The sequence below is a fragment of the Microbacterium sp. BH-3-3-3 genome (genome assembly GCF_001792815.1).
Taxonomy (GTDB): Bacteria; Actinomycetota; Actinomycetes; order Actinomycetales; family Microbacteriaceae; genus Microbacterium.
In genome coordinates, this window is the sequence record NZ_CP017674.1 from 2,581,289 (window position 1) to 2,606,932 (window position 25,644).

A 25,644-nucleotide genomic window follows, 5' to 3' on the forward strand; every position below is an offset into this window, starting at 1 on the left:
GTCCATGATCGCGTCCGACGCCCGTCGGCCGATCTCGCCGCGGGTGCGCGCGGGGGACGGATGCCACGGTGCCGGGCGGGAGGGCGCCTCTTCCGCCCGGCGGGGGGCGGCGTCGGCCCCCGCCGTCTCGGCGCTGGTCGGCGGTGACCGCCGGATAGGGTGGCTCGTCGGACCCGCCACTCGCCCACACCCCGGAGGTGCCTCGTGACCACGATGCGCGACGTCGCCCTGCGCGCCGGTGTGAGCACCAAGACGGTGTCGCGCGTCTTCAACGACGACCCCCACGTACTGCCCGACACCCGCGCGCTGGTGGAGGCGGCCATGCGCGACCTCAACTACGTGCCCAACGCCCTGGCCACGACGTTCCGCGCCGGTCGCGCCTCGGTCATCGGCGTCGCGGTGCCCGACGTCGTCGACCCGTTCTTCGCGGCCATCGCGCGCTCCGTCGAGGACACCGCGCGCCGCCACGGTCTGTCGACCCTCGTCACGAGCCTCGGCGAGGATCCCGACGACGAACGCCCCGCGCTCGAGTCCCTGCTCGGCCGCCAGCTGACCGGGCTGGTCATCGCGCCCGTCGGCACCGACCACTCGTGGCTCGAGCGCTGGCGCGGTCACACGCCCATCGTCTTCGTCGACCGTGCCCCCGTGGGTCTTCTCACCGACACCTTCACCGAGAACGACGAGGCCGGCGCTCACCTCGCCACCAGCCACCTGCTCTCGCACGGGCACCGCCGCATCGCGTACGTCGGCGACATGGTGCACCTGTCCACCGAGACCAAGCGCGTCGAGGGCTGGCGCCGGGCGCTGCGCGACGCCGGCGTCGAGATCGACGAGCAGCTCGTGGCCTCTCAGGTCTCCGACCGCGAGTCCGCGGCATCCGCCCTCGCACGGCTCCGCGATCTGGCGGAGCCGCCGACGGCGCTGTTCTCGGCCAACGCCCGTTCCTCGATGGCGCTCGCGCACGTGCTGCGCGGGGCGCCGATGCCCTTCGTCGGCTTCGGCGACTTCCCGATGGCCGACACCCTGACCCCGGCCGTCACCGTGATCGACCAGGATCCGCGCCGCATCGGAGCGCTCGCCGCGGAGCGCGTCTTCGCGCGCCTGCGGCCCGACGCCGGCCTCGGCCTCGACGAGCTCACGGTGATCGACGTGTCGCTGGTCGAGCGGGAGTCCTGCCGCCTCTGACCCGCGCGCCGCTGCCGGCCACGCTGCCCCGCGGCCGGTGATGGGCGGAGGGCGTGGGGCGAGGGGAGGGCCCTCGTGGGTGGTGCGTCCTCCGTTCGTCCCTGCTCCTCCGCCCGCCACACGACACCGCACGACGCACATCGCCGCGGCCGAGGCAAGAGGCCGCCGATGATCAGGTGCCGTGGGTAGAACGAAGGGGACCAGCCGCCACCGCTCCCGAGAAGAGGGCTCCGATGACGACCTCCGCGACCACCGCGCGCCACCCCGACACCGCGACGGGGGTGGCGACGGCATGAGACTCACCGACACCAGCGACCTGTGGTGGAAGACCGCCGTCTTCTACAACCTCGACGTCAAGACCTACCTGGATGCCGATGACGACGGCATCGGAGATCTTCGGGGCCTCGCGCAGCGCCTGGACCACTTGGCCGAGCTCGGGGTCACGTGTCTGTGGCTCGCGCCGTTCTACCCCTCGCCACAGCGCGACAACGGGTACGACATCGAGGACTACTACGGCGTCGACCCCCGCTACGGCTCGCTGGGCGACATGGTGGAGGTGCTGCGGACCGCGCACGACCGGGGAATGCGCGTGATCGTCGACCTCGTGGTGAATCACACCTCCGACCAGCATCCCTGGTTCCAGCAGGCGCGGACCAGCCGCGACAACCGGTACCGCCACTTCTACCAGTGGCGCGATGACGTGCCCGCCGACGCCCCCGCGAGCATGTTCCCCGACGTCGAAGACGGCGTGTGGTTCTTCGACGAGACGGCGGGGCAGTACTACAAGCACTCGTTCTACCGGCACCAGCCCGATCTCGCGACCGACCACCCCGAGGTGCGCGAAGAGATCGCGAAGGCCATCGGCTTCTGGCTCGAACTGGGCATCGACGGCTTCCGGGTGGACGCCGTGCCCCACCTCATCGACGGGCAGGAGGGACCCGAGCACGAGTTCCTGCGCGAGCTCCGCGGCTACGTCTCGCGCCGCAGCGGTCACGCCATGCTGCTCGGCGAGGTCAACCTGCCCTACGACGAGCAGCTGCGCTTCTTCGGCGACGCCGACGGCGACGAGCTGACCATGCAGTTCGACTTCGTCGCCAATCAGCGGCTCTTCCTCTCGCTCGCCCGTCAGGATGCCGGTCCGCTCCGCGATGCGCTGCTCTCGCGGCCCGACATCGCCCGGGGCAATCAGTGGGGCAACTTCGTTCGCAACCACGACGAGCTCACCCTCGACCAGCTCACGGCCGCCGAGCGCGACGAGGTGTTCGAGGCGTTCGCACCGAACGCGGGTCAGCGCATCCACGGCCGCGGCATCACCCGCCGCCTGCCGTCGATGCTCGAGGGCGACCCTCGTCGCATCCGCATGGTCTACAGCCTGATCTTCTCGCTGCCGGGTGCGCCCGTGCTGTACTACGGCGAAGAGATCGGCATGGGCGAGAACCCCGAGATCGAGGGCAGCCGCGCCGCCGTTCGCACGCCCATGCAGTGGACCGGCGTCGAAGACGCGGGCTTCTCGCACGCCGACGGCGATGATCTCGTCGCGCAGGTGGTTCCCGGCGGCTTCGGCCCGCAGCACGTCAACGTCGCCCAGCAGCGTCACGACCCCGACTCGATGCTGAGGTTCGTCCAGAACCTGGTGCGCCACTACCGCGCTTCGCCCGAGATCGGGTGGGGGGAGCTGGGCATCCTGGATCAGCCGCACGCCTGCGTGCTGGCGCACTCGGTGACGAGCGAACTCGGCATGGTCGTCGCCGCGCACAACTTCGCCCCCGATGGACGCACTTTTCACCTCACTCTCGAGGGAGCGGATGCCGAGGGGTGGAGCGTGGTGAACCTGCTGAGCGACACCGAGGGTCCCGTGTCGCTGAAGGACGGGAGGTTCGAGGTCGCCCTCGAGGGCTACGGCCACAGCTGGTGGCGGGTCATCCGTCCGGGGGAGCGACGCATCGCCTGACCTTCACGCTGAGAGGGGAGAACGGGCGCGGCGTCCCCCAATGCCGCCGCGCCCGTAGGCGAGAAAAGCGGCAGCCCCGCGTCATCCGACGCACGCGGGCGGAACGAGCCGGGGGGCCGCACGCGATGTCTCGCATTCATCCAAGCACAGAGGATCGTAAATAGCACTCCCGGCGTCGCGTAAATACGATCACCTCCCCCCGGGTGAGGGTCGTCTACGATCGAAGACGTGGGTCGTGGCGCTGTCGGACCACCCTCTCGGTACTCCCGACGAGTGGTGGCGAATGTGGATCGCCTGCGGAAGGCGAAAGGGCTCACCGTGGGTGAGCTCATCAGTCGCGCCGGAATGACGAAGAGCTATTACCAGTCGAGGGCCGGTTTCTCGCTGCCGTACAACACCAACGACATCGAGTCGCTCGCCGCCGTCCTGGGCGTCGCCCCCGAAGAGCTCGCGAGCCCGGAGTCGGCTCCGCGCGTCGAGATGCGTGTTCCCGCCGGTGCCGTGAGCGAACGCGTGCGCCGACTCATCTCGAGCCAGGCCGCCACCGAGACCGAGCTCCTGGGGCACCTCGACGATGCCGACCCGTCGGTCGCGGCCGGTGCCCGAGGCCTGCTCGACGCCACGACGAACACGGTCGTGGTCGACGAAGAGGTGCTGCGGCAGATCACGCAGTGGGCCGACGTGCCCGTCGAATACCTCACCGACCACACCGACGAGGCGCTCACCGACCGCACCGAGGCCGAACTCGAACTGCGCGAGGCGATGCGCGCGGCGGGGGCCGAGAGCATCCAGTTCCGCGCCCTCGGGCAGATGTCGCCCGACGCCCTGCGCGCCATCGCCCACTCGCTCCGCGGCAGGCCGCCGACACCATGATCGACCGCGAGGGGGACCGGCGATGACGCAGGCCGACGAGACGCGCGCCCGGGTGCAGGCCCGGGTCGATCGCGCGCTCGCGCGCGCCGCGCTCGCGCCGGGGATGACGTTCGCCGAGGTCGTCCGCGCCGTCGAAGCGGCCGTCGACATCCGTCTCACCGTCGTCGCGGAGTCCGACACCGCCACGTGGGGGACCCTGACGGGATTCCTCGCCTACTTCCCCGACCGGCGCGAGGGCACCATCCACGTGCGCGCCGCCGACGCACCGCTGTACAGCCAGTTCGCCGCGTCGCACGAGCTCGGCCACCTGCTCGACGACGCGCACTGCACGGGAGCGCTGCACGAGCGTTCCTCGGTGTCGCCCCACGCGAACCCCGCCCTCACCACGCCCGAGGTCGAGGCGGAGCTGGTGGCCGAGCACGTCGCTCACGCCATCGCGAAGCTCATGTACACCAGCCCCCGGGTCGCCGAGCTGTCGTGGTGACCGTGCTGCTGATCGATGCGGCGCTGGTCGGACTCGTCCTCGTCGTGGTGGGGCGTGCGCGCGTCGCCTGGCGACAGCCCCGCGCCCGCATCGCCTGGCTCGCCGCGCTCGTCGGCGCGATCGCCCTGCTGACGCAGGGGACGGTCATCCCGATCGAGGTGCTCGACGGGGCACTGGGCGGCACGAACATCCTCAAGCTCGTGCAGAACGTGCTCACCATGGTGGCCCTGTGGCTCGGCATCCAGGCGGGAACGGCCCCGGCGACCGCGCGCATCCCCACCCTGCGGTGGCGCTTCCCCCTGCTGCTCGGGGCGCTGTTCGCGGTCGTGTTCTTCGTGGCGGTGCCCGATCGGGGCCCCTCGTCATTCCTGTTCCTCGAGACCGCGGCCGAGACCTCGACCGGAGCGTGGGCGTACGGCGTGCTGCACATGGGCGGGATCGCGCTCGTGGGCGTTCTTCTGCTGCGCTCAGCACGCGGTTCGCTGCCCGTGAGTCGGCTGCTGTTCCGCCTCGGGGCCGTCGCCATCGTGCTCGGCTGCCTCAGCGAGATCGTCGACCTCACCCTCACACGGTTCTTCACGGCGAACGCCGTGGTCAGCGCCCTGTTCGACCCGCTGTTCTACCTGGGCGTCGTGTCGTTCGTGGCGGGGATCTTCGTCGCGTCGCGCGCCGCGACCACGATCCGGCGTCGGGGCGCGTCGTTGCTCGAGCGTCTCGAGAACCTCGCTCGCGAGCGCGGTGCCACCGACCTCTCGGGCATCGCCCTCGACCCGGCGCTCGACACGCGGCTGTACGCCCTGCGCGTCGCCATCGAAGACGACGCGATCGCGCGGTCCGTGCCCCTGACGCCCGCGCAGCGCGCGCTGCTCGACGACGTCGACGCCCACCTCACCCGCCGAACCCCGGGAGTCCGCGCATGATCCGACCGCTCGTCATCGGCGCGGGTGTGGCCGCGGCCACGCTCGCCGTCGCGCACACGGCGCTCGCCGGCTACGTCGCACGGCGTCTGATCGCGCCGCGCGCCGCGAAGGTCTTCGAGCCCGTCACGATCGTCGGCGACACGGTGTCGGTGCCGGCGACCGACGACAGTCGACAGCCCGGCACCTACGGACTGCGCCTCGACGACGGAGCGCACCTGATGGTCGGCGACGTCATCCGCGTCGAGGGGGACCGCGTGGTCCGCTCGATCCTCACCCGCCCGGCGGGGCTCGGCGATGGCACCGCCACAGCGGCATGGACCTCGCAGAACATCGGCGCGCCCGAAGACGTCGGCCCCACGCGTCACGTCGCGATTCCGCTGCGCCGAGGCGGAACCGCCGAGGCGTGGGAGATCGGCGACCCCGAGAACGCCGACGGCGGCTGGACCATCCACGTGCACGGGCTGCGCTCGAGTCGCCACGGCGCGCTCCGCTCGGCTCCGGCCTCGAACGACGCCGGATGGATGTCGCTCGTGGTGTCGTACGCCGGTGACGAGGAGGCCGCCCCCGCCGACGCCCTGCCCTCGACCCTCGGCACGCGCGAGTGGCGCGACGTCGACGACGCCATCGCCTACGCGGTCGAGCGGGGGGCCCGCGAAGTCGTGCTGGTCGCCTGGTCGATGGGGGCGACGATCGCGATGCTCGCGCTCGAAGAGTCCCGGCACCGCGCACGGATCACCGGCCTCGTGCTCGTCGCGCCCGCGTTGGATTGGACCCGCATCGTGCGCAGCGCCGTCGACGGCGCGCACCTGCCCCGCTCGATCGGCGCGTCGGCTCTGCGGGTGCTCGGCAGTCGTGCGGGCGCCAGCGCCCTGGGCCTGATCGAGGCCGTCGACGCCCGCGCCCTGAACTGGGTCGACGGCCCGCGCCCGGGGGCGGCCCTGCCGACGCTCATCGTGCACGGCCGCGCCGACCCGGTGGTGCCGTTCGCGGGTTCGGCGGCGTACGTGACTCGGCATCCCGAGGCCACCCTGGTGGCGTTCGACTCCTCGGGGCACTGCAACGAGGCGAACCAGCAACCCGAGCGATTCCACGACGCCATCGCCGGCTTCCTACGCGAGGTCGCCCGCGCCGCCGCCGCGCGCGGAGAGGGCGGAGCCTCGAGCCCGCGCTCAGGCGTCGAGCACGACCTGGATCGCGCTGCGAGCGCCCCGCTCGGCGAGTGAGGCCCGCGCCGCCAGGTACGCCTCGCGCAGTCGCGCGTTCCGGCCGAGGTCGCCGAACACGGGCGCGTAGTCGAGCAGGGCTGCGGGGTCATCGGCGATGACCGCCCGAAGCTCGTCGAGGCGACTGTCGACGGCCGGGGTCTCCTCGCCCCCTTCGGTGCGACCCTCGAGGAAGACGCTCCAGCCCGCCAACACGAGCGCGGCGTGGTCGATGCGTCCGCCCGCGGCGAGTTGCTCGCGCACGACCGGCAGCAGGAACTTGGGCAGACGGTCCGAGCCGTCGACGACCTGACGCGCGAGGGTGTCGCGGATGGCCTCGCTGCCGAAGCGTTCGATGAGTTGGTCGCAGTAGGCATCGAGGTCGATGCCCGGCACCGGGCGCAGGGTCGGGATGGCCTCGGCGTGCATGTACCCCTGCAGGAACGCCACGAACAGCGGGTCGGTGCAGACCTCGTGCACGTACTCGGCTCCCGACAGGATGCCGAGGTAGCTCATCGCCTGGTGCGACGCGTTCAGCAGCCGCAGCTTCATCAGCTCGTACGGCTCGACGTCGGAGACCAGCTGCACCCCGACCTCGTCGAGGGGCGGTCGGCCCGACGAGAAGGAGTCCTCGAGCACCCACTGCTCGAACGACTCCGAGCGCACGGGCCAGAGGTCCCGGATGCCGAACTCCTCGGCGATCGCGTCACGGGTGGCGTCGGTGGTGACCGGGGTGATGCGGTCGACCATGGAGTTCGGGAACGACACGTTCTCGGCGATCCAGGCGGCGAGCTCGGGGTCGAGCCGTTCGGCGAAGCCCAGCAGCGCAGCACGGGCGACGTGGCCGTTGCCCTGGATGTTGTCGCACGACATCACCGTGAAGGCCGGGGTGCCGGCATCCCGTCGGCGGCGTAGCCCCTCGGAGAGGAAGCCCATGACGCTGCGCGGGGCGTCGGTGCCCTCGAGGTCGGCGAGGGTGGCCTCGTCGCGCGGAGCGTAGGCGCCGGTCGCGTCGTCGATGCCGTAGCCGCCCTCGGTGATGGTCAGCGAGACGATGGCCGTGTCGGCGTCGGCGAGCTTGGCGACCACGGCCTCGGGGTCGTCGGGGGCGAAGAGGTACTGCGCGATCGAGCCGACCACGCGTGCGGTCGAGGTGCCGTCGGGAGCCTCGGTGACGAGCGTGTAGAGGGTGTCCTGCGCGCGCAGCGCATCGCGCATGGCGGCATCGAACGACAGCACGCCGACGCCGCAGAGGGCCCACTCGGTGTGCCCGGCCTCGAGCAGCCGGTCGAGGTACATCGCCTCGTGCGCGCGGTGGAAGCCGCCGACGCCGAAGTGCACGATCCGCGTGCGCACGGCCGCTCGGTCGTACGTCGGGACGGAGACGTTCGCCGCGAGGGAGGGGAGGGCGGCGGCGGTGAGATCGGTCATGCGGGACTCCGTGGGTGCGGCGGTGGCAGGGGGCCCGAGCGTCGACGGGCTCGGGAGGGGTCTTTCGCGGCGGTGGCGCTTCGCGCCGCGCGTGAGTCGCCAGGATCTGTCGCCGGCGTGGTGTCCGAGGCGACGAAGTGTGGCGACTCACGCGAAGGGGGATGCCGGGACCCCCACGCGGATGTGGGGGTCCCGGCATCCGGGGTGTCAGCAGCTGGACTTGTAGACGGCGTCGGCGCCGTCGGTGGTGATGTTGTCCTTGGTGAGGATGGTGAAGCCGGTCTGGATCTTCTCCTCCGTCGCCTCGCCCTTCAGCGCGGCGATGGCCTGCTTCACGCCGTCGGAGCCGATGGTGGCGGGCTCCTGGGCGACCAGGGCCTGGACGGTTCCGGCTTCGAGGGCCTTCACCTGGGCGGGGCCGGCGTCGAAGCCGACGATGGTGATCGATCCCTGCTTGCCGGCCTGCTGGACGCCGGTGGCGGAGCCTTCGGCGGCGAACAGGTTCGCGGCGAAGATGCCGACGATGTCGGGGTCCTTCTGCAGCGCGGCGGTGACGATCTCGGCGGCGGTGGAGGGCTCGTTGTGCGAGTACTGCACGCCCACCGACTCGAACTTGCTGTCCTTGGCGACCGCGTCTTCGAAGCCCTGGGCGCGGGCGTCGGTGGTGGAGACACCGGGGTCGGTCGACACGACGAGCACCTTGCCGCCGTTCGGGTTGGCCTTCTGGATCGCTTCGAACGCTGCGGCGCCGCCGCCTTCGTTGTCGGACGAGATCTGCGACACGGCACCGGAGGGGTCCTCGAGCGTGGTGTCGACCAGGACGACCTTGATCCCGGCGGCCTCGGCGGCGGCGATCGGCGCCTGCATCGCGGACACGTCGGTGGGGGCGATGAGCAGTGCGTCGGGCTGGGAGGCGACGACGGCGTCGACGATGGGCTTCTGCAGGGTGGGGTCGAACTTCTCGGGGCCCTGGGTCGTGACCGTGGCGCCCTCCTTCTCGGCCTCGGCCTGGATGCCGCACTGCATGGAGATGTAGAACTCGTCTCCGGCGACGCCCTGCACGAACGCGATCTTGTACCCGTCGGCACCGGCCGACGCGCCGCCCGAGGCGGCTCCGCCCGAACACCCCGCGAGGGTGAGCGTCGCTGCCATACCGAAGACCGTCAGTGCGGTCGCCTTCTTGTTCCACTTCATTGTGATCACCATTCTTTTTTCGGGTTGTCCTGTGTCGGGTTCTTCTTGGTGGGGTGGGGTTCGAGGGGAAAGGGAGCAGGGGTGCCGCCGCGGCTCAGCCGCGCCGACCTCCGCTGATGAACTTGCGCCAGAGGCCCTGCGAGTTGCCTCGGGTGGCGGCGGTGCGGCGCACCTGGTCGACGTAGACGGCGGTGATCAGCACCGCGCCCACCGCGACCTGCTGCCAGAAGGGCTGCACACCGGTGATGACGAAGCCGTTCTGCAGCACCGCGGGGATGAACAGACCCACGACCGTGCCCATGATCGTTCCGACGCCGCCGAAGAGCGACGTGCCACCGATCACGACGGCGGCGATGACGTTCAGGTTGGTCTGGGTCTGACCCGCGATGGCGGTGGTCGAGAACTGCGACAGCGAGAGGATGCCGCCGAGCCCGGCCAGGGCGCCCGAGATCGTGTAGATCTTGATCAGCTGCGCGTCGACCTTCACGCCGACCCGGCGTGCTGCGATCTCGCTCGAGCCGACGGCCAGCGTGTAGAGGCCGAAGCGCGTGTAGTGCAGCACGATGGCGCCGATGATGACGACGACCAGGGCGATCACGCTGATGATCGGGACGCTGCCGAACACGTTGCCGTACCCGATCGAGACGGTCAGCACGGTGGGCACGTCGCGGACGTCGACGCCGCCGGTGAGGATCTGGGCGAGACCCAGGGCCATGCCGAGCGAACCGAGCGTGACGATGAGCGGCGGGATCTTCGCCTTGGCGATGAGGAAACCGTTCAGCAGCCCCCAGCAGACGCCGCTGAGGATCGAGACGATGATGCCGACGGTGGCGACGCCCCAGCCTTCGCCGCCCAGGGCCCGCATCACGAGCGCCGAGACGACTCCCGAGAACACGAGCACCGATCCGACCGAGAGGTCGATGCCGGCGGTGATGATGACGTAGGTCATGCCGACCGCGAGCACGGCGAGGATGGAGGCGTTCTGGATGATGAGGCGGAAGTTCGACCACTGGGCGAACGACTCGGGAGCCAGGATGCTGAAGACGATGATGATGGCCAGCAGCACCAGCAGGATCTGGAACGCCTGCGTGCGCAGGACGGCCTTGATCGGGTTCGTCTTGTGGTTGTCGAAGGTGCCGATGGCCACCGTCTCGGTGGGAGGTGTCTGCGTGCTCACTTCTGGTCGTCCTTCGTGACGGCGCCGGTCATGAGTCCGACGAGTTCTTCCATGGAGGTGTCCGCAGCCTTGATGTTGGCGACGCGGGTACCGAGGCGCAGCACCTGGATGCGGTCGCTGACGTCGATGACGTGCGGCATCGAGTGCGAGATGAAGACCACGGCGATGCCCTTGTCGCGGACGCGCCGAATGGTCTCGAGCACGTTCTTCGTCTGACGCACGCCGAGGGCGGCGGTGGGTTCGTCGAGGAAGACGACGCGCGACGCCCAGTGCACGGCGCGGGCGATCGCGATCGCCTGCCGCTGTCCGCCCGACATCTCACCGACGGGCGACGTCAACGAACGCACGGTGGCCCCGAGTTCGTCGAACGCCGCGCGGGAGGCGACGGCCATGTCCTTGGTCTTCATGAACCCGAGGGCTCCGGCGAGGCCGGGGCGGCGGAGTTCGCGGCCGAGGTACATGTTCTGCACCGGGTCGAGGTGCGGGGCGAGCGCGAGGTCCTGGTAGACCGTCTCGATTCCGAGGCCCGAGGCGACCTGGGGGTTCGACATGTCGATCGGGGTGCCGTCGAAGCGGATCTCGCCCTCGTCGGTGGCGAGGTTGCCGGACAGGGCCTTCACGAGCGTCGACTTGCCGGCGCCGTTGTCGCCGATGAGGGCGGTGACCTCTCCGGGGTAGACCTCGAAGTCGACGTTGTGCAGGGCACGGACGGATCCGAACTGACGCGACAGACCCCGCGCCTGCAGCACGGGCACGGTCGTGGTGGTGCTCATGAGGCAGCTCCTTCGTGGTGGCCGACGCCCCCGGCGGGGGCGTCGGAGACGGTGATGACGAGATCGGCGCGGTGGCGCCCGCGCTCGACGACGAGAGCGTTGGCCTCGTCGACGTCGCGGACCCAGGCGACGGCGTCGTCGTGGGGATGGTCGTGGGACAGGCGGCGTGCGACGAGACGTTCGCGGCGGGTGTCGGCCTCGATGTCGAGGAACCAGACTTCGTCGAGACGGGATGCCACGGCATCCCACCCGAAGTCGTCGTGCAGCAGGTAGTTGCCCTCGGTGATGACGAGGGGGACGTCGGCGGGCACGAGCACCGCCGAGCCGATGGACTCCTCGAGGCCGCGGTCGAAGCGGGGGGCGTAGACGGCGTGGCCTGCGCGGAGGCGATCGAGCAGGGCGACGTAGCCCTCGACGTCGAACGTGTCGGGGGCGCCCTTGCGGTCGCGGCGACCGAGGCGCTCGAGCTCCTCGTTGGCGAGATGGAAGCCGTCCATCCCCACCAGGACCGCGTCGGATCCGAGGGCGGCGAGCAGCGCGTCGCTCACCGTCGACTTGCCCGCGCCGGGGGTGCCCGCCAGTCCCAGCACGCGGCGCTCGCCGGTCGCCGCGAGGTTCCGGGCACGGGCGACGAGGTCGTCGAGGTGCACGGTGACGGCGGCGGCCGTCGCGGCGTTATCCGAGGTGTGGGTCACAGCGGTGTGGTCCTTCCGGGCGACGCCGCACATCGGAGTGCTGCGTCGGTGAAGCGGGTCCGGCGGGAGGCCGCCGGTCGAACTCCGGTTACGGTAAGCCCGCGATGACACCGGTGTCAACACCCGTGATCAATTCGTCATGACACCGAAGTCATCCGCGTGATTCTGTGGTTATCATGGGCCGCGGCGACATCGACGTCGCCCCCGACATCGTGAACCCGAAAGAGCCCCGCCCATGAGCGAATTCTCCGACCGCACCATTCTCGTCACCGGCGCCGGTGGCGGCATCGGCGGCACCACCGTCCGCCACCTCGTCGCCGCCGGTGCGACCGTGCTCGCCGCCGGTCGCACGGCCGACAGCGTCGCCGCCATCGCCGAAGAGACCGGCGCCGAGCCCGTCGTGTTCGACCTCGAATCCGAGGACGAGATCCGCGCCGCGATCGAGGGACGCGACCTCTACGGCGTCGTCAATTGCGGCGGATGGGGCGGCGAGATCGCCACCCCCATGGAGACCGACATCGACGTGTTCGACAAGGTCATGAGCATCAACGCCCGCGGCTCGCTGTTGGTCACCAAGTACGCCTCGCGCGAGATGATCCGCGTCGGCAAGGGGGGCGCCATCGTCAACGTCTCGAGCCAGGCGAGCCTCGTCGCCCTCACCGGCCACATCTCGTACGGCTCGTCGAAGGCGGCGCTCGACAACATCACGCGCGTCTCCGCCCTCGAGCTGGGCGGCTACGGCATCCGCGTCAACAGCGTCAACCCGACCGTCGTGATGACGCCGATGTCGGCCTGGTACTGGGGGCGCCCCGACATCGAGGGCCCGTTCCTCGACGCGATGCCCCTGCACAAGTGGGCCACCGAAGACGACATCGCGGCCCCCATCGTGTTCCTCCTCAGCGACGGCGCCGGCATGATCTCGGGCGTCTCGCTGCCGATCGACGGCGGCTACTCGAGCCGCTGATCCCGGATGCCACGGGGCGGCGTCGCGGTGGGCGACGCCGTTCCGCGGTCTGTCGTGCGGTGGGCGGTGCGCCGGGCTACAGGCCGAGCGTCCGCCGCAGGAAGTCGTTGCGGAAGACGCCGCGGGGGTCGACCCGATGTGCCGCGGCGGTGAAATCGTCGATCCGGGCGAGGCTCGCCCGCACGGCCTCGCCGGGCATGGTGAACGCCTTGCCCCAGTGCGGGCGCACGTCGAACGGCGCGAGGGCGGCCTCGATGTGCGGGAGCACCGCGAGGACCCCGTCGGTGTCGTTGCGCCAGGTGAAGTGGATGGCGATCACATCGCGCTGATACGCGGGGCTCAGCCAGAGTTCGTCGGCGGCGACGGTGCGCAGCTCGGAGACGAGCAGCTGCGCGGAGAACGCGGGGGCGATCGCGCGCACCGCCGCGAGCGCATCGCGGGCCGAGGCCATCGGCACGAAGTACTCGGATTGGATCTCGTCGCCGTCGCTCGGCAGGGCGTCGGCGCGGAAGTGCGGCAGGCGCGTGTGCCACGGACCCGGTGTGCCGCGCGGAGTGGTGTTGTCGACGGTGCGGATGCGTCCCAGGTGGATGTCGTCGCCGACGGGGCGGCCCCCGAGCGTCTCCACCCAGTCCGGTGCGCCGTCGTCGCTCTTCGCCCACACCAGATCGTGCGCGGGGTCGCCCCACGTCGTGAAGACGCTGACGCTGCGTGAGCCGCCGAACACGCGCTCGGGGTCGCCCACGATGTCGTCCCACGCCACGCCGGTGTACGCCTGCTGCGTCACCGTGTACGACGGTTCGGTCTGCAGCTCGACGGCGGTGATCACGCCGAACGCGCCGATGCCGAGCGCCGCGGCGGCGAACCACTCGTGCGTCTGGTCGATGTGGTGCGTCTGGCCGTCGGCATCCATGACGTCGACGGCGCGGACCGCGCTCGACAGGTTGCCGTTGCGGAGGCCCGAGCCGTGCGTGCCCGTCGCGGTGGCGCCGGCCACGGAGATGTGGGGCAGCGAGCCGAGGTTGTGCAGGGCGCGACCCTCGGCCTCGAGCACCGGGGCGAGCTCGGCGAAGGTGACCAGTCCCTCGACGCGCGCGCGGTCGCCGTCGATCTCGATGCGCACGGGCAGCTGTTCGAGCGAGACGAGCACGCCGTCGGTGTCACCCACGTCGTTGAACGTGTGACGCGTCGCCTGCACGCGCACCGCGTCGGCGGAGGTCAGGACCTCGGCGAGCTCGTCGAGGTCACCGGGCAGCAGTGTCTCGGCGGCACGGTAGCGGTGGTTGCCCGACCAGGTGGCGCCGGGGGGTCGTGTCTGCATCAGTGCTCTCCTCGCGTGGATGCCCCTATCCTGCCCCGCACCACCGACATTCGGGTGGGGCGCGTGCGAGTGCGGCGGCGGTGCGGAGGGGAGGGTCGGGGACCAGCGGAGGGTGGATCGGGCGCTGCGGTCCTCCGCTCGTCCCTGGCCCTCCGCTCGTCCCGCCCCGCGCCGCCTCAGCGCTCAGCCGTCCCGGCTCAGCGCGCCGGGAACAGCGCGGCCTCGAACACCGCCTCGGCGGCGCCCACCAGCAGGCGGTCCTCGCCGAGCTCCGCGACGGCGAGGCGTAGACCCTCGGCGCACGCGGGGATGGTCTGCGCCCGCACGGCCGCGTCGAGTCCGGCCAGGTCGCGCGCCGCGAGCACGGCGAGGAACCCGCCCAGCACGATCACGGCCGGGTTCAGTACGTTGGCGGCGTTCGCCAGGGCCGTGGCGAGGATGCGCCGTTGGCGATCCACCTCGGAGACGTCGGGAATGGATGCCAGAGCACGTGCGAGGGCGGCATCGTCGCCGCCGTCGAGCGCCGCGGCGGCGAGCAGGTGGGCCCGGCTCACCTCGTCTTCGAGCACGCCGTCGGCCGCCCGCCGGTCGGCGATGTCGACGATGCCGGGCCGGTTCTGCCCGAATTCTCCCGCGTAGCCTCCCGCTCCGCCGAGGGGGGTGCCCCCGACGATCACGGCGCCGCCGATACCGCTCGCGCCGCCGTTGAGGTAGACGACGTCGTGCGCTCCGCGCGCGGCACCGAACAGGTACTCGGCGAGTGCGCCGAGGGCGGCGTCGTTGCCGACGTGGGCGGGGAGGGCCGTGGCATCCGTCACCAGTTGCGAGAGCGGGGCGTCGATCCATCCGAGGTGCGGGGCTTCGCGCACGAGTCCGTCGGAGGCCCGCACCGGTCCCGGCACGGCGACCCCCACCCCGGTGATCCGGGCGTCGGCGAGGGGGCCGCGACGCCAGGCCGCCAGCCGCTCGGCGATGATCTCGGCGGTGCGTTCGGGGGTGAGCAGCGCCCGCTGGTCGAGGCGTTCGCGCACGAGGATCGTGCCGTCGAGGGCGATCGCCGCGAGGTCCAGCGCGTCGACCTCGGGGTTGGCCGCCACGGCCACGACGCGGGGGTCGGGGGCGACGATCGGCGAGGGGCGGCCCACGCGACCCTGAGTGTCGGAGGCCCGCTCGATCACGAGCCCCCCGCGCTGCAGTTCTCCGACGAGGTCGGCGATCGTGGAGCGGTTCAGTCCCGTGGCCTCGGTCAGCGCAGCGCGCGAGCGCGGGCCCTCGCGGTGCACGGTTCGCAGCACGAGCGAGAGATTGGCGCGGCGCATGCCGTCGCCCCGAGTGCCCGCGGTGACCATGCGACCACTGTGCCATGCGCCGAGCGCTCGGCCCGCGCGCGTCGGTGTCCCGTGCGGGCCTGCGCCGCTTGCCGTGAAGAAGCGATGTTCCCACCCCGGGCCTAGCTAGCGGTGCCAGGATCGGAGCATGGACCTTTCCGGCATCCCCATCACCACCCTCCAGGGCGAAGAGACGACCTTCGGCGCGCTCACCGACGGCAAGGCGGCGCTCGTGGTCAACGTCGCCTCGCGCTGCGGGCTCGCGGGGCAGTACGAGATCCTCGAGGCGCTGCACAAGCGCTACGCCGAGCGCGGATTCACCGTGATCGGCTTCCCGAGCAACCAGTTCCTGCAGGAGCTCAGCGACAGCGAGAAGATCGAGCAGTACTGCTCGGCGACGTGGGGCGTGACTTTCCCGATGACCGAGAAGGTCAAGGTCAACGGGCGCAGCGCCCACCCCCTGTACAAGGAGCTCACGACGACCCCGGATGCCGAGGGCAAGACCGGTCGCATCTCGTGGAACTTCGAGAAGTTCGTCGTGGCCCCCGACGGCCGCGTGGCGCGCTTCAGCCCGCGGACCCAGCCCGACGACCCCGAGGTCATCGCCGCGATCGAGGGCGCGCTGCCGCGCTGACGTCCTGACGCGCTGGCGCGCTGGCGCCGTGACGCGCTGACGCGCTGACGCGCTGACGCCCTGACGCCCTGACGCCCTGACGCCCTGACGCGCTGGCGCCCTGACGCGCTGGCGCCCTGACGCGCTGGCGCCCTCCCGAAGCCGTGACACCGAGGGCGGCGTGCCCCGCCTGTCGAGTGTCCAGAACACGCCGTCTCCGCCCGGGGCGACGCGGCGTGCCCTGGACACTCGACGGGGGAGCGCGAATGGGGCACGGGAACGCGGCGGGGCGATGTCCGAGGGCTGCCCTATCCTGACCGGGACCCGACCCGTGAAGGAGCCGCCATGGCCGATGTCGTCGTCCTCGTCTCCGGTGGTGCGGCCGTCTCGCCGTACACCGACCCCGATCACGCCGCCGGCCGCGGGCTTGCCGCGGGAAACACGCTCACCGCGCTGCGCCGGCACCTTCTCGATCGTGGCCTGCGGGTGTTCACCGCACCCGCCCGCCTCGGGGTCGGCGAGGTGCGGGCCGATGCCGGGTGGCAGGGCTTCGACGACGTGCCCGTCGTGTTGCCCACCGAGATGACGATCAACTCGGTCGGCACGATCGACGACGCCGGCGTCGCGCTCGCCGCGTTCTTACGCCGGCTCGCCGCCGAGCATGCGGTGACCCGCGTCGACCTGGTGGGGCATTCGATGGGCGGGCTGTTCGCCCGCGCCGCGATCCGCGAGCTGGGCGACGAGGACCCGCGTGCCGAGCGGCTCATCACCCTCGGCACCCCGTGGGACGGCGCGGTGCTCGGTGATGCCGTCGCGGGCGAGATCACGGATGCCGACGCGCACGGCGACCCGTCGACGACGACGATCCTCGCGCAGGCGCGCGCGTACGCCGCGGCGAACTCCGAGGGCGCGGCCGAGCAGGTATCCCATCGATACCTGCGTGAGTGGAATCGGGCTCAGACGGGAGTGCTCGACGGCATCCCGGTCACCGCGATCGGCGCGGGGTACTTCGCCGCGGCGGTCGAGCCGGCGCGGCTCTGGCCGCACGACGGTCTCGTCTCGCTCCGCAGCGGACGCGCCGACGACATCCCCGCCGAGGTGCTTCCCGAGGCGAGGCGTCACGCGTTCCCCGACGACGTGCACAGCATCTTCTTCGCCGATGCGTTCGGGCTGCCGTGGGAGCGCGCGCTGACGTGGGACCCCGCGGTGTTCGCGGTCGTCGACGAGGCCCTGGGAATCTGACCGGAACGCTGGACGCCGTGGCATCCGGGTTATATGTTGTGAGAACCAACAAACCCGCCGTGCGTCACCGCGCACTCGTGCGTCTCCATGCGAAGGAGCAGGAATGCCCACCCCCACCCGCGATGACAAGTTCTCGTTCGGCCTCTGGACCGTCGGCTACAACGGCGCCGACCCGTTCGGCGGCCCGACCCGCCCGGCCCTCGACGTCGTGCACGCCGTCGAGAAGCTCGCCGAACTCGGCGCCTACGGCCTCACCTTCCACGACGACGACCTCTTCGCCTTCGGCTCCACCGACGCCGAGCGCCAGAAGCAGATCGACCGTCTGAAGGGCGCGATGCAGGACACCGGCATCATCACGCCGATGGTCACCACCAACCTGTTCTCGGCCCCCGTCTTCAAGGACGGCGGCTTCACCTCGAACGACCGCGAGGTGCGCCGCTTCGCCCTGCGCAAGGTTCTGCGCAACCTCGACCTCGCCGCCGAACTCGGCGCGAAGACCTTCGTCATGTGGGGCGGCCGAGAGGGCGCCGAATACGACTCGGCGAAAGACATCCGCCAGGCACTCGAGCGCTACCGCGAGGCCGTCAACCTGCTCGGCGACTACGTCACCGACAAGGGCTACGACATCCGCTTCGCGATCGAGCCGAAGCCCAACGAGCCCCGCGGCGACATCCTGCTGCCGACCCTCGGCCACGCGATCGCCTTCATCGACTCGCTCGAGCGTCCCGAGCTCGTGGGCGTCAACCCCGAGGTCGGTCACGAGCAGATGGCGGGCCTGAACTTCTCGGCCGGCATCGCCCAGGCGCTGTACCACGGCAAGCTCTTCCACATCGACCTCAACGGCCAGCGCGGCATCAAGTACGACCAGGACCTCGTGTTCGGCCACGGTGACCTGCACAACGCGTTCGCGCTCGTCGACCTGCTCGAAAACGGTGGCCCCGGCGGCGTTCCCGCGTACGACGGCCCTCGCCACTTCGACTACAAGCCCTCGCGCACCGAAGACGAGACGGGCGTCTGGGACTCGGTCTCGGCCAACATGAACACCTACCTGCTGCTGAAGGAGCGCGCCGCGGCCTTCCGCGCCGACCCCGAGGTGCAGGCGGCGCTCGAGGCATCGAAGGTCCCCGAGCTCGCTCAGCCGACGCTGAACGAGGGCGAGACCTACGACGACTTCCTCGCCGACCGTTCGGCCTACGAGGACTTCGACACCGACGCGTACCTCGGCGGCAAGGGCTTCGGCTTCGTCCGCCTGCAGCAGCTCGCCACCGAGCACCTGCTCGGCGCGCGCTGACCTGCACGGGCCCGGATGCCGCGGCATCCGGGCCCGACGCCCCGCCCCCGGTCAGGTCTCGGCGTCGCACCCCGTTGAGTGTCCAGAACACGCCGTTCCGGACCGAGCGGGTGCGGCGTTTCGTGGACACTCGACGGGGGAGGCCGCGCCGCCCGTCCGACCCGCCCAACCGCCGCGTCATCACCCCGTTGAGTGTCCAGGACACGCCGTTCCGGACCGAGCGGACGCGGCGTTTCCTGGACGCTCAGCGGCACTTCGCGGCATCCGCGTCGCGTTTCGAGGGACACCCGGACGCCCTCCGGGCACATCCGGGTGTCGTGGACACTCGACGAGAACACCACACGAACAACCCGCGCCGATGACGGCGCGGACGGCAGAGAGGGTGAGCATGGCGCTCGTCATGGGAGTCGATTCGTCGACGCAGTCGTGCAAGGTCGTCGTCGTCGACGCCGAGACCGGACGCGTGGTGCGCGAGGGGCGCGCGTCGCATCCCTCCGGCACCGCGGTCGATCCCGAGGCGTGGTGGAGCGCGCTCCAGGATGCCATCGCCCAGGCCGGCGGTCTCGACGACGTCGCCGCGGTCTCGATCGCCGGGCAGCAGCACGGAATGGTCGCCCTCGATGCCGAGGGTCGCGTCGTGCGCGACGCCCTGCTGTGGAACGACACCCGCTCGGCTCAGGCGGCACGCGACCTCATCGACGAGGTCGGTGCCGACGCGTACGCCGAGCGCACGGGCGTGGTGCCGGTCGCCTCGTTCACCGGGACGAAACTGCGATGGCTGCGGGATGCCGAGCCCGACAACGCCGCGCGCGTCGCCGCCGTGGCGCTGCCGCACGACTGGCTCACCTGGCGTCTGGGGGGCTTCGGTCCCGGCAACGCTGTGCTCGACGAGCTCGTCACCGACCGCTCCGACGCCTCGGGCACCGCGTACTGGGGCGCCGGCGGGTACGACCTCGAGCTGTTCCGCCGCGCCCTGGGGCACGACGCCGTGTTGCCGCGCGTGCTCGGCCCGTGGGAGAGCGCCGGAACCCTCTCGGGCGGCGCCCTCGTCGGCCCCGGCGCCGGTGACAACGCCGGCGCAGCGCTGGGCCTGGGCGCGGGGGTCGGCGACGTCGTCGTCTCTCTCGGCACCTCGGGCACCGTCTTCGCCGTCGCCGACGCACCCACGCGCGACACCACGGGCACCGTCGCCGGATTCGCGGACGCCACCGGCAAGTTCCTGCCCCTGGTGGCGACGCTGAACGCTGCCCGGGTGCTCGACGCCTTCGCGGGGCTGCTCGGTGTGACGCACGACGAGCTCGGAGCCCTCGCCCTCGAGGCAGCGCCGGGCGCCGACGGCGTCGTGCTCGTGCCCTGGTTCGAGGGGGAGCGCACGCCCAACCTTCCGCGGGCGCAGGCGTCGCTGACGGGGCTGACCCTGGCATCCACGAACCGCGCGAACTTCGCGCGCGCCGCGATCGAGGGCATGCTGAGCGGTCTGGCCGTGGGGCTCGAGGCCATCCAGGCGCAGGGCGTCGACGTGCGGCGCATCCTGCTCATCGGCGGCGCGGCCGCGAACGAGGGTGTCGCGCGGATCGCTGCACAGGTCTTCGACGCTGAGATCGTGGTGCCGGCGGCGGGGGAGTACGTCGCGCTCGGTGCGGCGCGACAGGCCGCGGGTGTGCTCGCGGGCGGACCGGTGGATTGGGCGGTCGCGACGACGCGCGCTGTCGACACCGATCACCGGCCGCAGATTCGCGAACGTTACGACGTCGTCGCAGCGTTGCGTGCGGCAGAGTAGACCTGGGACCGTCGACATCTTGTAAGGGGGATGTCGGCGGTCTCTGCTTTCCGCGGCGGATGGGCTCGGTGGACGCGTCGCCGCGGCGGCCGAGGGAGTCTCGCGACGCTACTGTGAGGGACCATGAGCGGCGAGGTCGGGGCGAAGCGCAGCGGCGTGCGCGAGGTCGCGGCCGCCGCGGGCGTGTCGACGCAGACCGTGTCGCGGGTGCTCAACGGCTATCCGGGCATTCGCGCGGCGACGCGGGAGCGCGTGCTCGACGCGGTCGCCGCCCTCGACTACCGGGTGAACAACGCCGCGCGGGCGCTGGGCACGAGCCTCACCCGCACGGTGGGGGTCGTGGCATCCGATGCCGTTCTGCATGGTCCCTCGGCGGGCATCGCGGCGCTCGAGCGGGCCGCGCGGACGCGCGGTCGGTGGATCACGACCGCCTACACCGACTCGGACGACCCCGCCGACATCGACGCCGCCGTGCGGCACCTGCTGGATCAGGGGGTCGACGGGATCGTGCTGGTCGCCGCGCACGGAGCCACTCCTCTCGAGGGGTACGACGTGCCGATCGTGCCGCTGTACGGCGAATCCGGCATCCGCCAACGCGATGCGGCCGCCCTCGTCGTGGATCATCTCGCCGACCTCGGACATCGCCGCATCGTCGAGCTCGCGGGCCCGTCGGACTGGCGCGAGGCGCTCGCTCGTACCGCGGGCGTGGCCGACGCCGCCGCCCGCCGGGGGCTCGAGGTCGTCGACCGGGTCGAGGGCGATTGGAGCGCCGCCTCGGGATCCGCCGTGGCCGACGCCGTCGCCGCGCGGGTCGCCGAAGGTGCCACCGTCGTGGCGGCCGCCAACGACCAGATGGCGTTGGGCCTCATCGCCGGTCTCGCCGCGCGGGGCATGCGTGTACCCGCCGACGTCTCGGTGACCGGGTTCGACGACAACCCGGATGCCGCCTTCTACACGCCCGCGCTCACCACGGTGCGCCTCGACGTCGAGGGTGAGGCCGAGTACGCGGTCGCCGCCGTCCTCGGCGACGCGGCCCCGGCGCCCGCGGCCCCCGTGCTCGTGGCGCGGGATTCGGTGACCGCTCCGCGCTGACGGCGGCTTCGCGGCGTGGGTTCGGCGCCGCCGCGCCCCGCCGTCCCGCCGCGCCGCCCCGCGCCGCCGTCCCGCGCCGCCGCGCCCGCACGCCGAATTACCTCTCGCGCCGCCGCGATGTTACCGGTAACATCGAAACCGAAGCCCCACCCGAACGAGTCGAAGGAGACCCCGCGTGACCGATGCCGCCCGGTTCGCGCCCGAGGTGCAGCAGGCGATCGACGCCGTGCGCGCCGACGTCGCGAAGCTGCACGCCGAACTCGTGCGCTACAACCTCATCGTCTGGACCGGCGGCAACGTCTCGGGCCGCGTCCCCGGCGCCGATCTGTTCGTGATCAAGCCCTCCGGCGTCTCGTACGACGACCTGGCCCCCGAGAACATGATCCTGTGCGACCTCGACGGAAACGCCATCCCCGGTACCCCCGGCAGTGAGCGCAGCCCCTCCAGCGACACCGCGGCCCACGCCTACGTCTACCGGAACATGCCCGAGGTCGGCGGTGTCGTGCACACGCACTCCACCTACGGTGTCGCGTGGGCCGCGCGGGGCGAAGAGATCCCGTGCGTCATCACGGCGATGGCGGATGAGTTCGGCGGCCCCATTCCGGTCGGTCCGTTCGCGATCATCGGCGACGACTCGATCGGGCGCGGCATCGTCGACACCCTGCGGGGGCACCGCTCGCGCGGCGTCATCATGCAGAACCACGGTCCCTTCACGATCGGCACGAACGCGAAGGATGCCGTGAAGGCCGCCGTCATGCTCGAAGACGTCGCCCGCACCGTGCACATCGCGCGCGAAGCGGGCCCGCTCATCCCGATCCCGCAGGACAAGATCGACGCCCTCTACAACCGCTACCAGAACGTCTACGGACAGAGCTCGGACGACCGCCGATGAGCACCACCATCACCGAAGGCCGGGCCTCCCTCGGCATCGAACTCGGATCCACCCGCATCAAGGCCTGCCTCATCGGCCCCGACGCCGAGGTACTGGCCACCGGCTCCCACGAGTGGGAGAACGTCTACGCCGACAAGCTGTGGACCTATTCCCTGGATGCCGTGTGGTCGGGCCTGCAGGCCGCCTATGCCGAGCTGGTCGACAACGTCCGACAGCAGTTCGGCGTCACCCCCGAGCGCTACGCCGCCATGGGTGTCTCGGCGATGATGCACGGCTACCTCGCGTTCGACTCGGATGGCGAGCTGCTGGCCCCCTTCCGCACCTGGCGCAACACGAACACGGGCGTCGCGGCGGCCGAACTCACCGAGTTGCTGGGCGTGAACATTCCGCTGCGCTGGTCGATCGCTCACCTGCACCAGGCCGTCGTCGACGCCGAGCCGCACGTCCCCGAGATCCGCTTCCTCACCACCCTCGCCGGGTACGTGCACTGGAAGCTGACCGGCGAGAAGGTGCTCGGCGTGGGCGACGCCTCGGGCATGTTCCCGATCGACTCCGCCACCCGTGACTACGACGCCGACCTCGTCGCCCGCTACGACGCGCTCGCCGCCGGCCGGCTGCCGGCCCTCCGCGACCTGCTCCCGCAGTCGCTCGTGGCGGGAACCTCCGCGGGCAGCCTCACCGCCGAGGGGGCGGCCCTGCTCGACCCGAGCGGAACCCTGCATCCTGGCATCCCCTTCGCTCCGCCCGAGGGCGACGCCGGCACCGGCATGGTCGCCACCGGCGCCGTGGCCCCGCGCACGGGCAACGTCAGCGCGGGCACGAGCATCTTCGCGATGGTCGTGCTGGAGCGTCCGCTCAGCCAGGTGCACCACGAGCTCGACCTCGTCACGACCCCGTCGGGCGACGCCGTCGCGATGGTGCACTGCAACAACGGCGCGAGCGAACTGGCCGCCTGGGCGAACCTGTTCACCGCCTTCGCCGCCGCGGCGGGCACGCCGGTGACCCCGGATGCCACCTACGCGGCGCTCTTCGACGCCGCCCTGTCGGGAGAAGCCGACGCGGGCGGGCTGCTGGCGTACAACCACCTCGCCGGTGAGCCCATCGCGGGCCTCGCCGAGGGGCGACCGCTGGTGGTGCGCACGCCCGATAGCCGCCTGACGCTGCCGAACTTCATGCGCGCGCAGCTCTACGGCGTCTTCGGCACGCTGGCGCTCGGTATGGACGTGCTCCACGGCGAGGGCGTGCAGCTCGATCGCATGTATGCGCATGGCGGCATGTTCCGCACCGCGGGTGTCGCACAGCGCTTCCTCGCGGCGGCGCTCGATGCTCCCGTCGCCGTCGCCGAGACGGCATCCGAGGGCGGCGCGTGGGGCATCGCGGTGCTCGCGGCCTACGTGGTCGACGGCCAGGGCCGCGACCTCGACACGTACCTGCGCGAAGCGATCTTCGCCGACGCGCCGATCGTCACCGCCGAGCCCGACGCCTCCGACGTCGCCGGCTTCTCTACCTACCTCGACCGCTATCGCGCAGGCCTCGCCGTCGAGGCCGCCGCCGTGGCATCCCTCTGATCACCCGAAAAGGAACCGTCATGACCCGCACCCCCCTCAAGAACGACCTCGACGGCTACGAGGTCTGGTTCGTCACCGGTAGCCAGAACCTCTACGGCGAAGAGACGCTGAAGCAGGTCGCCGAACAGTCGCAGGCCGTCGTCGAGGGCCTGAACGGCCTGCCGGTGAAGGTCGTCTGGAAGCCCGTGCTCAAGGACTCCGACAGCATCCGCCGCATGGCGCTCGAGATCAACGGCCGCGACGACGTCATCGGCGTGATCGCGTGGATGCACACGTTCAGCCCCGCCAAGATGTGGATCTCGGGGCTCGATGCCCTGCAGAAGCCGCTGCTGCACCTGCACACGCAGGCGAACGTCGAGCTGCCGTGGAACGACATCGACTTCGACTTTATGAACCTCAACCAGGCCGCTCACGGCGACCGCGAGTTCGGGTACATCCAGACGCGTCTGGGAGTCGCGCGCAAGACGGTCGTCGGCCACGTGTCGAACCCCGTCGTGCGTCAGCAGATCGAAGATTGGGAGCGCGCAGCCGCCGGCTGGACCGCGTCGCGCACCCTCAAGCTCGCCCGCTTCGGTGACAACATGCGCTTCGTCGCCGTCACCGAGGGTGACAAGACCGAGGCCGAGCTGCGCTTCGGCGTGCAGGTCAACACCTGGGGCGTCAACGAACTCGTCGAGGCCGTCGAAAGCGCGTCGGATGCCGAGATCGACGCGCTCGTGCAGGAGTACGTCGACAGCTACGACGTCGCCGAAGAGCTGCTCCCCGGCGCCGCGCGTCACCAGTCGCTGCGTGATGGCGCCGCGATCGAGATGGGCCTGCGCTCGTTCCTCGAGGAGGGCGGCTTCGGCGCCTTCACCACGTCGTTCGAAGACCTCGGTGCGCTGAAGCAGCTCCCCGGTCTCGCGGTGCAGCGCCTCATGGCCGAGGGCTACGGCTTCGGCGCCGAGGGCGACTGGAAGACGGCGATCCTCGTGCGCGTCGCGAACGTGATGGGCGCCGGCCTCCCCGGCGGCGCGTCGCTCATGGAGGACTACACCTACGACCTCGTTCCCGGGGCCGAGCGCATCCTCGGTGCGCACATGCTCGAGGTCTCGCCCTCGCTCACCACGGCCAAGCCGCGCCTCGAGATCCATGAGCTGGGCATCGGCGGCAAGGACGACCCGGTGCGCCTGGTCTTCACCGCCGACCCCGGCCCCGCGCTCGTCGTCGCCCTCAGCGACATGCGCGATCGGTTCCGCCTGACCGCCAACGTCGTCGAGAACGTCGAGGCGCCCGACCTGCCGAAGCTCCCCGTCGGCCGCGCCGTGTGGAAGCCCGCGCCCGACTTCGCGACGTCGGCCTCGTGCTGGCTGGCCGCGGGTGCCGCGCACCACACCGTCATGACGACGGCGGTGGGCATCGAGGTGTTCCGCGACTTCGCCGAGATCGCCAAGACCGAGCTCGTCGTCATCGACGAGGACACCACGGTCCGCGGTTTCCAGAGTGAGCTGCGCTGGAATCAGGCGTACTACCGCCTGGCCCAGGGCCTGTAGGACCCGCCGTCCCGGGCGCCGTGAGGCCCCGGGATGGCGCGGCACGTGCGCCTTCCGTTCGCTCGGAATGCGCCCCGCTCGTCGACGCGCTGCTGTCGCCTCCACGAGCGAAATCGTGCCCCGGATTCGACGTGGC

The 25,644-nt window shown here is 71.3% G+C and carries 22 protein-coding genes; 15 read left to right on the plus strand and 7 right to left on the minus strand.

Annotated features, from left to right (window positions below):
- Positions 1-213: 213 nt before the first annotated feature.
- The 6 genes from BJP65_RS11815 (at position 214) to BJP65_RS11840 (ending at position 6,636) form a co-directional block, all read left to right on the plus strand.
- A complete protein-coding gene (locus tag BJP65_RS11815) occupies positions 214-1,185 on the plus strand; it encodes a LacI family DNA-binding transcriptional regulator (protein WP_083285975.1) in 972 nt (323 codons plus the stop codon).
- A 292-nt stretch (positions 1,186-1,477) separates the two neighbouring features.
- Entirely contained in the window at positions 1,478-3,136 is a 1,659-nt protein-coding gene (locus tag BJP65_RS11820; protein ID WP_070409277.1) for an alpha-amylase family protein, read from the plus strand.
- Positions 3,137-3,454: 318 nt separating this feature from the next.
- Entirely contained in the window at positions 3,455-4,009 is a 555-nt protein-coding gene (locus BJP65_RS17025) for a hypothetical protein (protein ID WP_199858839.1), read from the plus strand.
- A gap of 22 nt (positions 4,010-4,031) precedes the next feature.
- Positions 4,032-4,493, plus strand: coding sequence for a hypothetical protein (locus BJP65_RS11830; protein ID WP_055839366.1), 462 nt, complete (start codon positions 4,032-4,034; stop codon positions 4,491-4,493).
- On the plus strand, positions 4,487-5,413 hold the full coding sequence (locus BJP65_RS11835; protein ID WP_055839363.1) for a hypothetical protein: 927 nt from the start codon (positions 4,487-4,489) through the stop codon (positions 5,411-5,413). Before BJP65_RS11830 ends, BJP65_RS11835 begins: the two co-directional genes overlap by 7 nt.
- Positions 5,410-6,636, plus strand: coding sequence for an alpha/beta fold hydrolase (locus tag BJP65_RS11840; RefSeq protein ID WP_070409278.1), 1,227 nt, complete (start codon positions 5,410-5,412; stop codon positions 6,634-6,636). Before BJP65_RS11835 ends, BJP65_RS11840 begins: the two co-directional genes overlap by 4 nt.
- Here BJP65_RS11840 and BJP65_RS11845 read toward each other — a convergent pair.
- The 5 genes from BJP65_RS11845 to BJP65_RS11865 form a co-directional block, all read right to left on the minus strand.
- Positions 6,583-8,046: a mannitol dehydrogenase family protein gene (locus tag BJP65_RS11845; protein ID WP_070409279.1), complete on the minus strand. Its 1,464-nt coding sequence runs from the start codon at positions 8,044-8,046 to the stop codon at positions 6,583-6,585. The genes BJP65_RS11840 and BJP65_RS11845 overlap by 54 nt on opposite strands.
- A gap of 207 nt (positions 8,047-8,253) precedes the next feature.
- Positions 8,254-9,240, minus strand: coding sequence for an ABC transporter substrate-binding protein (locus BJP65_RS11850; protein WP_055839355.1), 987 nt, complete (start codon positions 9,238-9,240; stop codon positions 8,254-8,256).
- A gap of 94 nt (positions 9,241-9,334) precedes the next feature.
- Entirely contained in the window at positions 9,335-10,417 is a 1,083-nt protein-coding gene (locus BJP65_RS11855; protein ID WP_055839353.1) for an ABC transporter permease, read from the minus strand.
- Positions 10,414-11,190: an ATP-binding cassette domain-containing protein gene (locus BJP65_RS11860; protein WP_055839350.1), complete on the minus strand. Its 777-nt coding sequence runs from the start codon at positions 11,188-11,190 to the stop codon at positions 10,414-10,416. The genes BJP65_RS11855 and BJP65_RS11860 overlap by 4 nt, the downstream gene beginning before the upstream one ends.
- Positions 11,187-11,885, minus strand: a complete 699-nt coding sequence (locus tag BJP65_RS11865) for a nucleoside/nucleotide kinase family protein (RefSeq protein WP_235560586.1) — start codon at positions 11,883-11,885, stop codon at positions 11,187-11,189. Before BJP65_RS11865 ends, BJP65_RS11860 begins: the two co-directional genes overlap by 4 nt.
- A gap of 235 nt (positions 11,886-12,120) precedes the next feature.
- On the opposite strand from BJP65_RS11865, the gene BJP65_RS11870 reads away from it, so the two are divergent.
- On the plus strand, positions 12,121-12,849 hold the full coding sequence (locus tag BJP65_RS11870) for an SDR family oxidoreductase (protein WP_070409280.1): 729 nt from the start codon (positions 12,121-12,123) through the stop codon (positions 12,847-12,849).
- Positions 12,850-12,925: 76 nt separating this feature from the next.
- Here the strand turns inward: BJP65_RS11870 and BJP65_RS11875 are convergent, their stop codons facing one another.
- Both BJP65_RS11875 and BJP65_RS11880 read right to left on the minus strand, forming a co-directional pair.
- Complete coding sequence (locus tag BJP65_RS11875) at positions 12,926-14,170, minus strand: D-arabinono-1,4-lactone oxidase (protein WP_070409281.1); 1,245 nt, start codon at positions 14,168-14,170, stop codon at positions 12,926-12,928.
- A 197-nt stretch (positions 14,171-14,367) separates the two neighbouring features.
- The gene (locus BJP65_RS11880; protein WP_070409282.1) at positions 14,368-15,519 is read right to left on the minus strand and encodes an ROK family transcriptional regulator; all 1,152 of its coding nucleotides are present in this window, start codon (positions 15,517-15,519) and stop codon (positions 14,368-14,370) included.
- A gap of 127 nt (positions 15,520-15,646) precedes the next feature.
- Between BJP65_RS11880 and BJP65_RS11885 the strand changes: the two genes are divergently transcribed.
- From BJP65_RS11885 to araA, 8 genes are all read left to right on the plus strand, one after another.
- Positions 15,647-16,132, plus strand: coding sequence for a glutathione peroxidase (locus BJP65_RS11885; RefSeq protein ID WP_055839341.1), 486 nt, complete (start codon positions 15,647-15,649; stop codon positions 16,130-16,132).
- Positions 16,133-16,456: 324 nt separating this feature from the next.
- Positions 16,457-17,353, plus strand: coding sequence for an alpha/beta hydrolase (locus tag BJP65_RS11890; RefSeq protein WP_070409283.1), 897 nt, complete (start codon positions 16,457-16,459; stop codon positions 17,351-17,353).
- Positions 17,354-17,456: 103 nt separating this feature from the next.
- A complete protein-coding gene (xylA, locus tag BJP65_RS11895) occupies positions 17,457-18,644 on the plus strand; it encodes a xylose isomerase (RefSeq protein ID WP_055939172.1) in 1,188 nt (395 codons plus the stop codon).
- Positions 18,645-19,032: 388 nt separating this feature from the next.
- Positions 19,033-20,424: a xylulokinase gene (gene xylB, locus BJP65_RS11900; RefSeq protein ID WP_070409284.1), complete on the plus strand. Its 1,392-nt coding sequence runs from the start codon at positions 19,033-19,035 to the stop codon at positions 20,422-20,424.
- Between the two features lie 123 nt (positions 20,425-20,547).
- Positions 20,548-21,516, plus strand: a complete 969-nt coding sequence (locus BJP65_RS11905) for a LacI family DNA-binding transcriptional regulator (RefSeq protein ID WP_070409285.1) — start codon at positions 20,548-20,550, stop codon at positions 21,514-21,516.
- A gap of 175 nt (positions 21,517-21,691) precedes the next feature.
- Entirely contained in the window at positions 21,692-22,408 is a 717-nt protein-coding gene (locus BJP65_RS11910) for an L-ribulose-5-phosphate 4-epimerase (protein WP_070409286.1), read from the plus strand.
- Positions 22,405-23,976, plus strand: a complete 1,572-nt coding sequence (locus BJP65_RS11915; protein ID WP_070409287.1) for a xylulokinase — start codon at positions 22,405-22,407, stop codon at positions 23,974-23,976. The genes BJP65_RS11910 and BJP65_RS11915 overlap by 4 nt, the downstream gene beginning before the upstream one ends.
- Before the next feature lie 20 nt (positions 23,977-23,996).
- On the plus strand, positions 23,997-25,508 hold the full coding sequence (gene araA, locus BJP65_RS11920; RefSeq protein WP_070409288.1) for an L-arabinose isomerase: 1,512 nt from the start codon (positions 23,997-23,999) through the stop codon (positions 25,506-25,508).
- Positions 25,509-25,644 lie beyond the last annotated feature (136 nt).

Excerpts from the sequence above, each read along its gene's own strand:
- xylB (WP_070409284.1), top strand. The coding sequence starts at position 19,033 with ATGGCGCTCGTCATGGGAGTCGATTCGTCGACGCAGTCGTGCAAGGTC.
- BJP65_RS11905 (WP_070409285.1), top strand. The coding sequence starts at position 20,548 with ATGAGCGGCGAGGTCGGGGCGAAGCGCAGCGGCGTGCGCGAGGTCGCG.
- BJP65_RS11915 (WP_070409287.1), top strand. The coding sequence starts at position 22,405 with ATGAGCACCACCATCACCGAAGGCCGGGCCTCCCTCGGCATCGAACTC.
- BJP65_RS11890 (WP_070409283.1), top strand. The coding sequence starts at position 16,457 with ATGGCCGATGTCGTCGTCCTCGTCTCCGGTGGTGCGGCCGTCTCGCCG.
- BJP65_RS11880 (WP_070409282.1), bottom strand. The coding sequence starts at position 15,519 with ATGGTCACCGCGGGCACTCGGGGCGACGGCATGCGCCGCGCCAATCTC.
- BJP65_RS11820 (WP_070409277.1), top strand. The coding sequence starts at position 1,478 with ATGAGACTCACCGACACCAGCGACCTGTGGTGGAAGACCGCCGTCTTC.
- xylA (WP_055939172.1), top strand. The coding sequence starts at position 17,457 with ATGCCCACCCCCACCCGCGATGACAAGTTCTCGTTCGGCCTCTGGACC.
- BJP65_RS11830 (WP_055839366.1), top strand. The coding sequence starts at position 4,032 with ATGACGCAGGCCGACGAGACGCGCGCCCGGGTGCAGGCCCGGGTCGAT.
- BJP65_RS11875 (WP_070409281.1), bottom strand. The coding sequence starts at position 14,170 with ATGCAGACACGACCCCCCGGCGCCACCTGGTCGGGCAACCACCGCTAC.
- BJP65_RS11840 (WP_070409278.1), top strand. The coding sequence starts at position 5,410 with ATGATCCGACCGCTCGTCATCGGCGCGGGTGTGGCCGCGGCCACGCTC.
- BJP65_RS11845 (WP_070409279.1), bottom strand. The coding sequence starts at position 8,046 with ATGACCGATCTCACCGCCGCCGCCCTCCCCTCCCTCGCGGCGAACGTC.
- BJP65_RS11815 (WP_083285975.1), top strand. The coding sequence starts at position 214 with ATGCGCGACGTCGCCCTGCGCGCCGGTGTGAGCACCAAGACGGTGTCG.
- araA (WP_070409288.1), top strand. The coding sequence starts at position 23,997 with ATGACCCGCACCCCCCTCAAGAACGACCTCGACGGCTACGAGGTCTGG.
- BJP65_RS11885 (WP_055839341.1), top strand. The coding sequence starts at position 15,647 with ATGGACCTTTCCGGCATCCCCATCACCACCCTCCAGGGCGAAGAGACG.
- BJP65_RS11870 (WP_070409280.1), top strand. The coding sequence starts at position 12,121 with ATGAGCGAATTCTCCGACCGCACCATTCTCGTCACCGGCGCCGGTGGC.
- BJP65_RS11860 (WP_055839350.1), bottom strand. The coding sequence starts at position 11,190 with ATGAGCACCACCACGACCGTGCCCGTGCTGCAGGCGCGGGGTCTGTCG.
- BJP65_RS11850 (WP_055839355.1), bottom strand. The coding sequence starts at position 9,240 with ATGAAGTGGAACAAGAAGGCGACCGCACTGACGGTCTTCGGTATGGCA.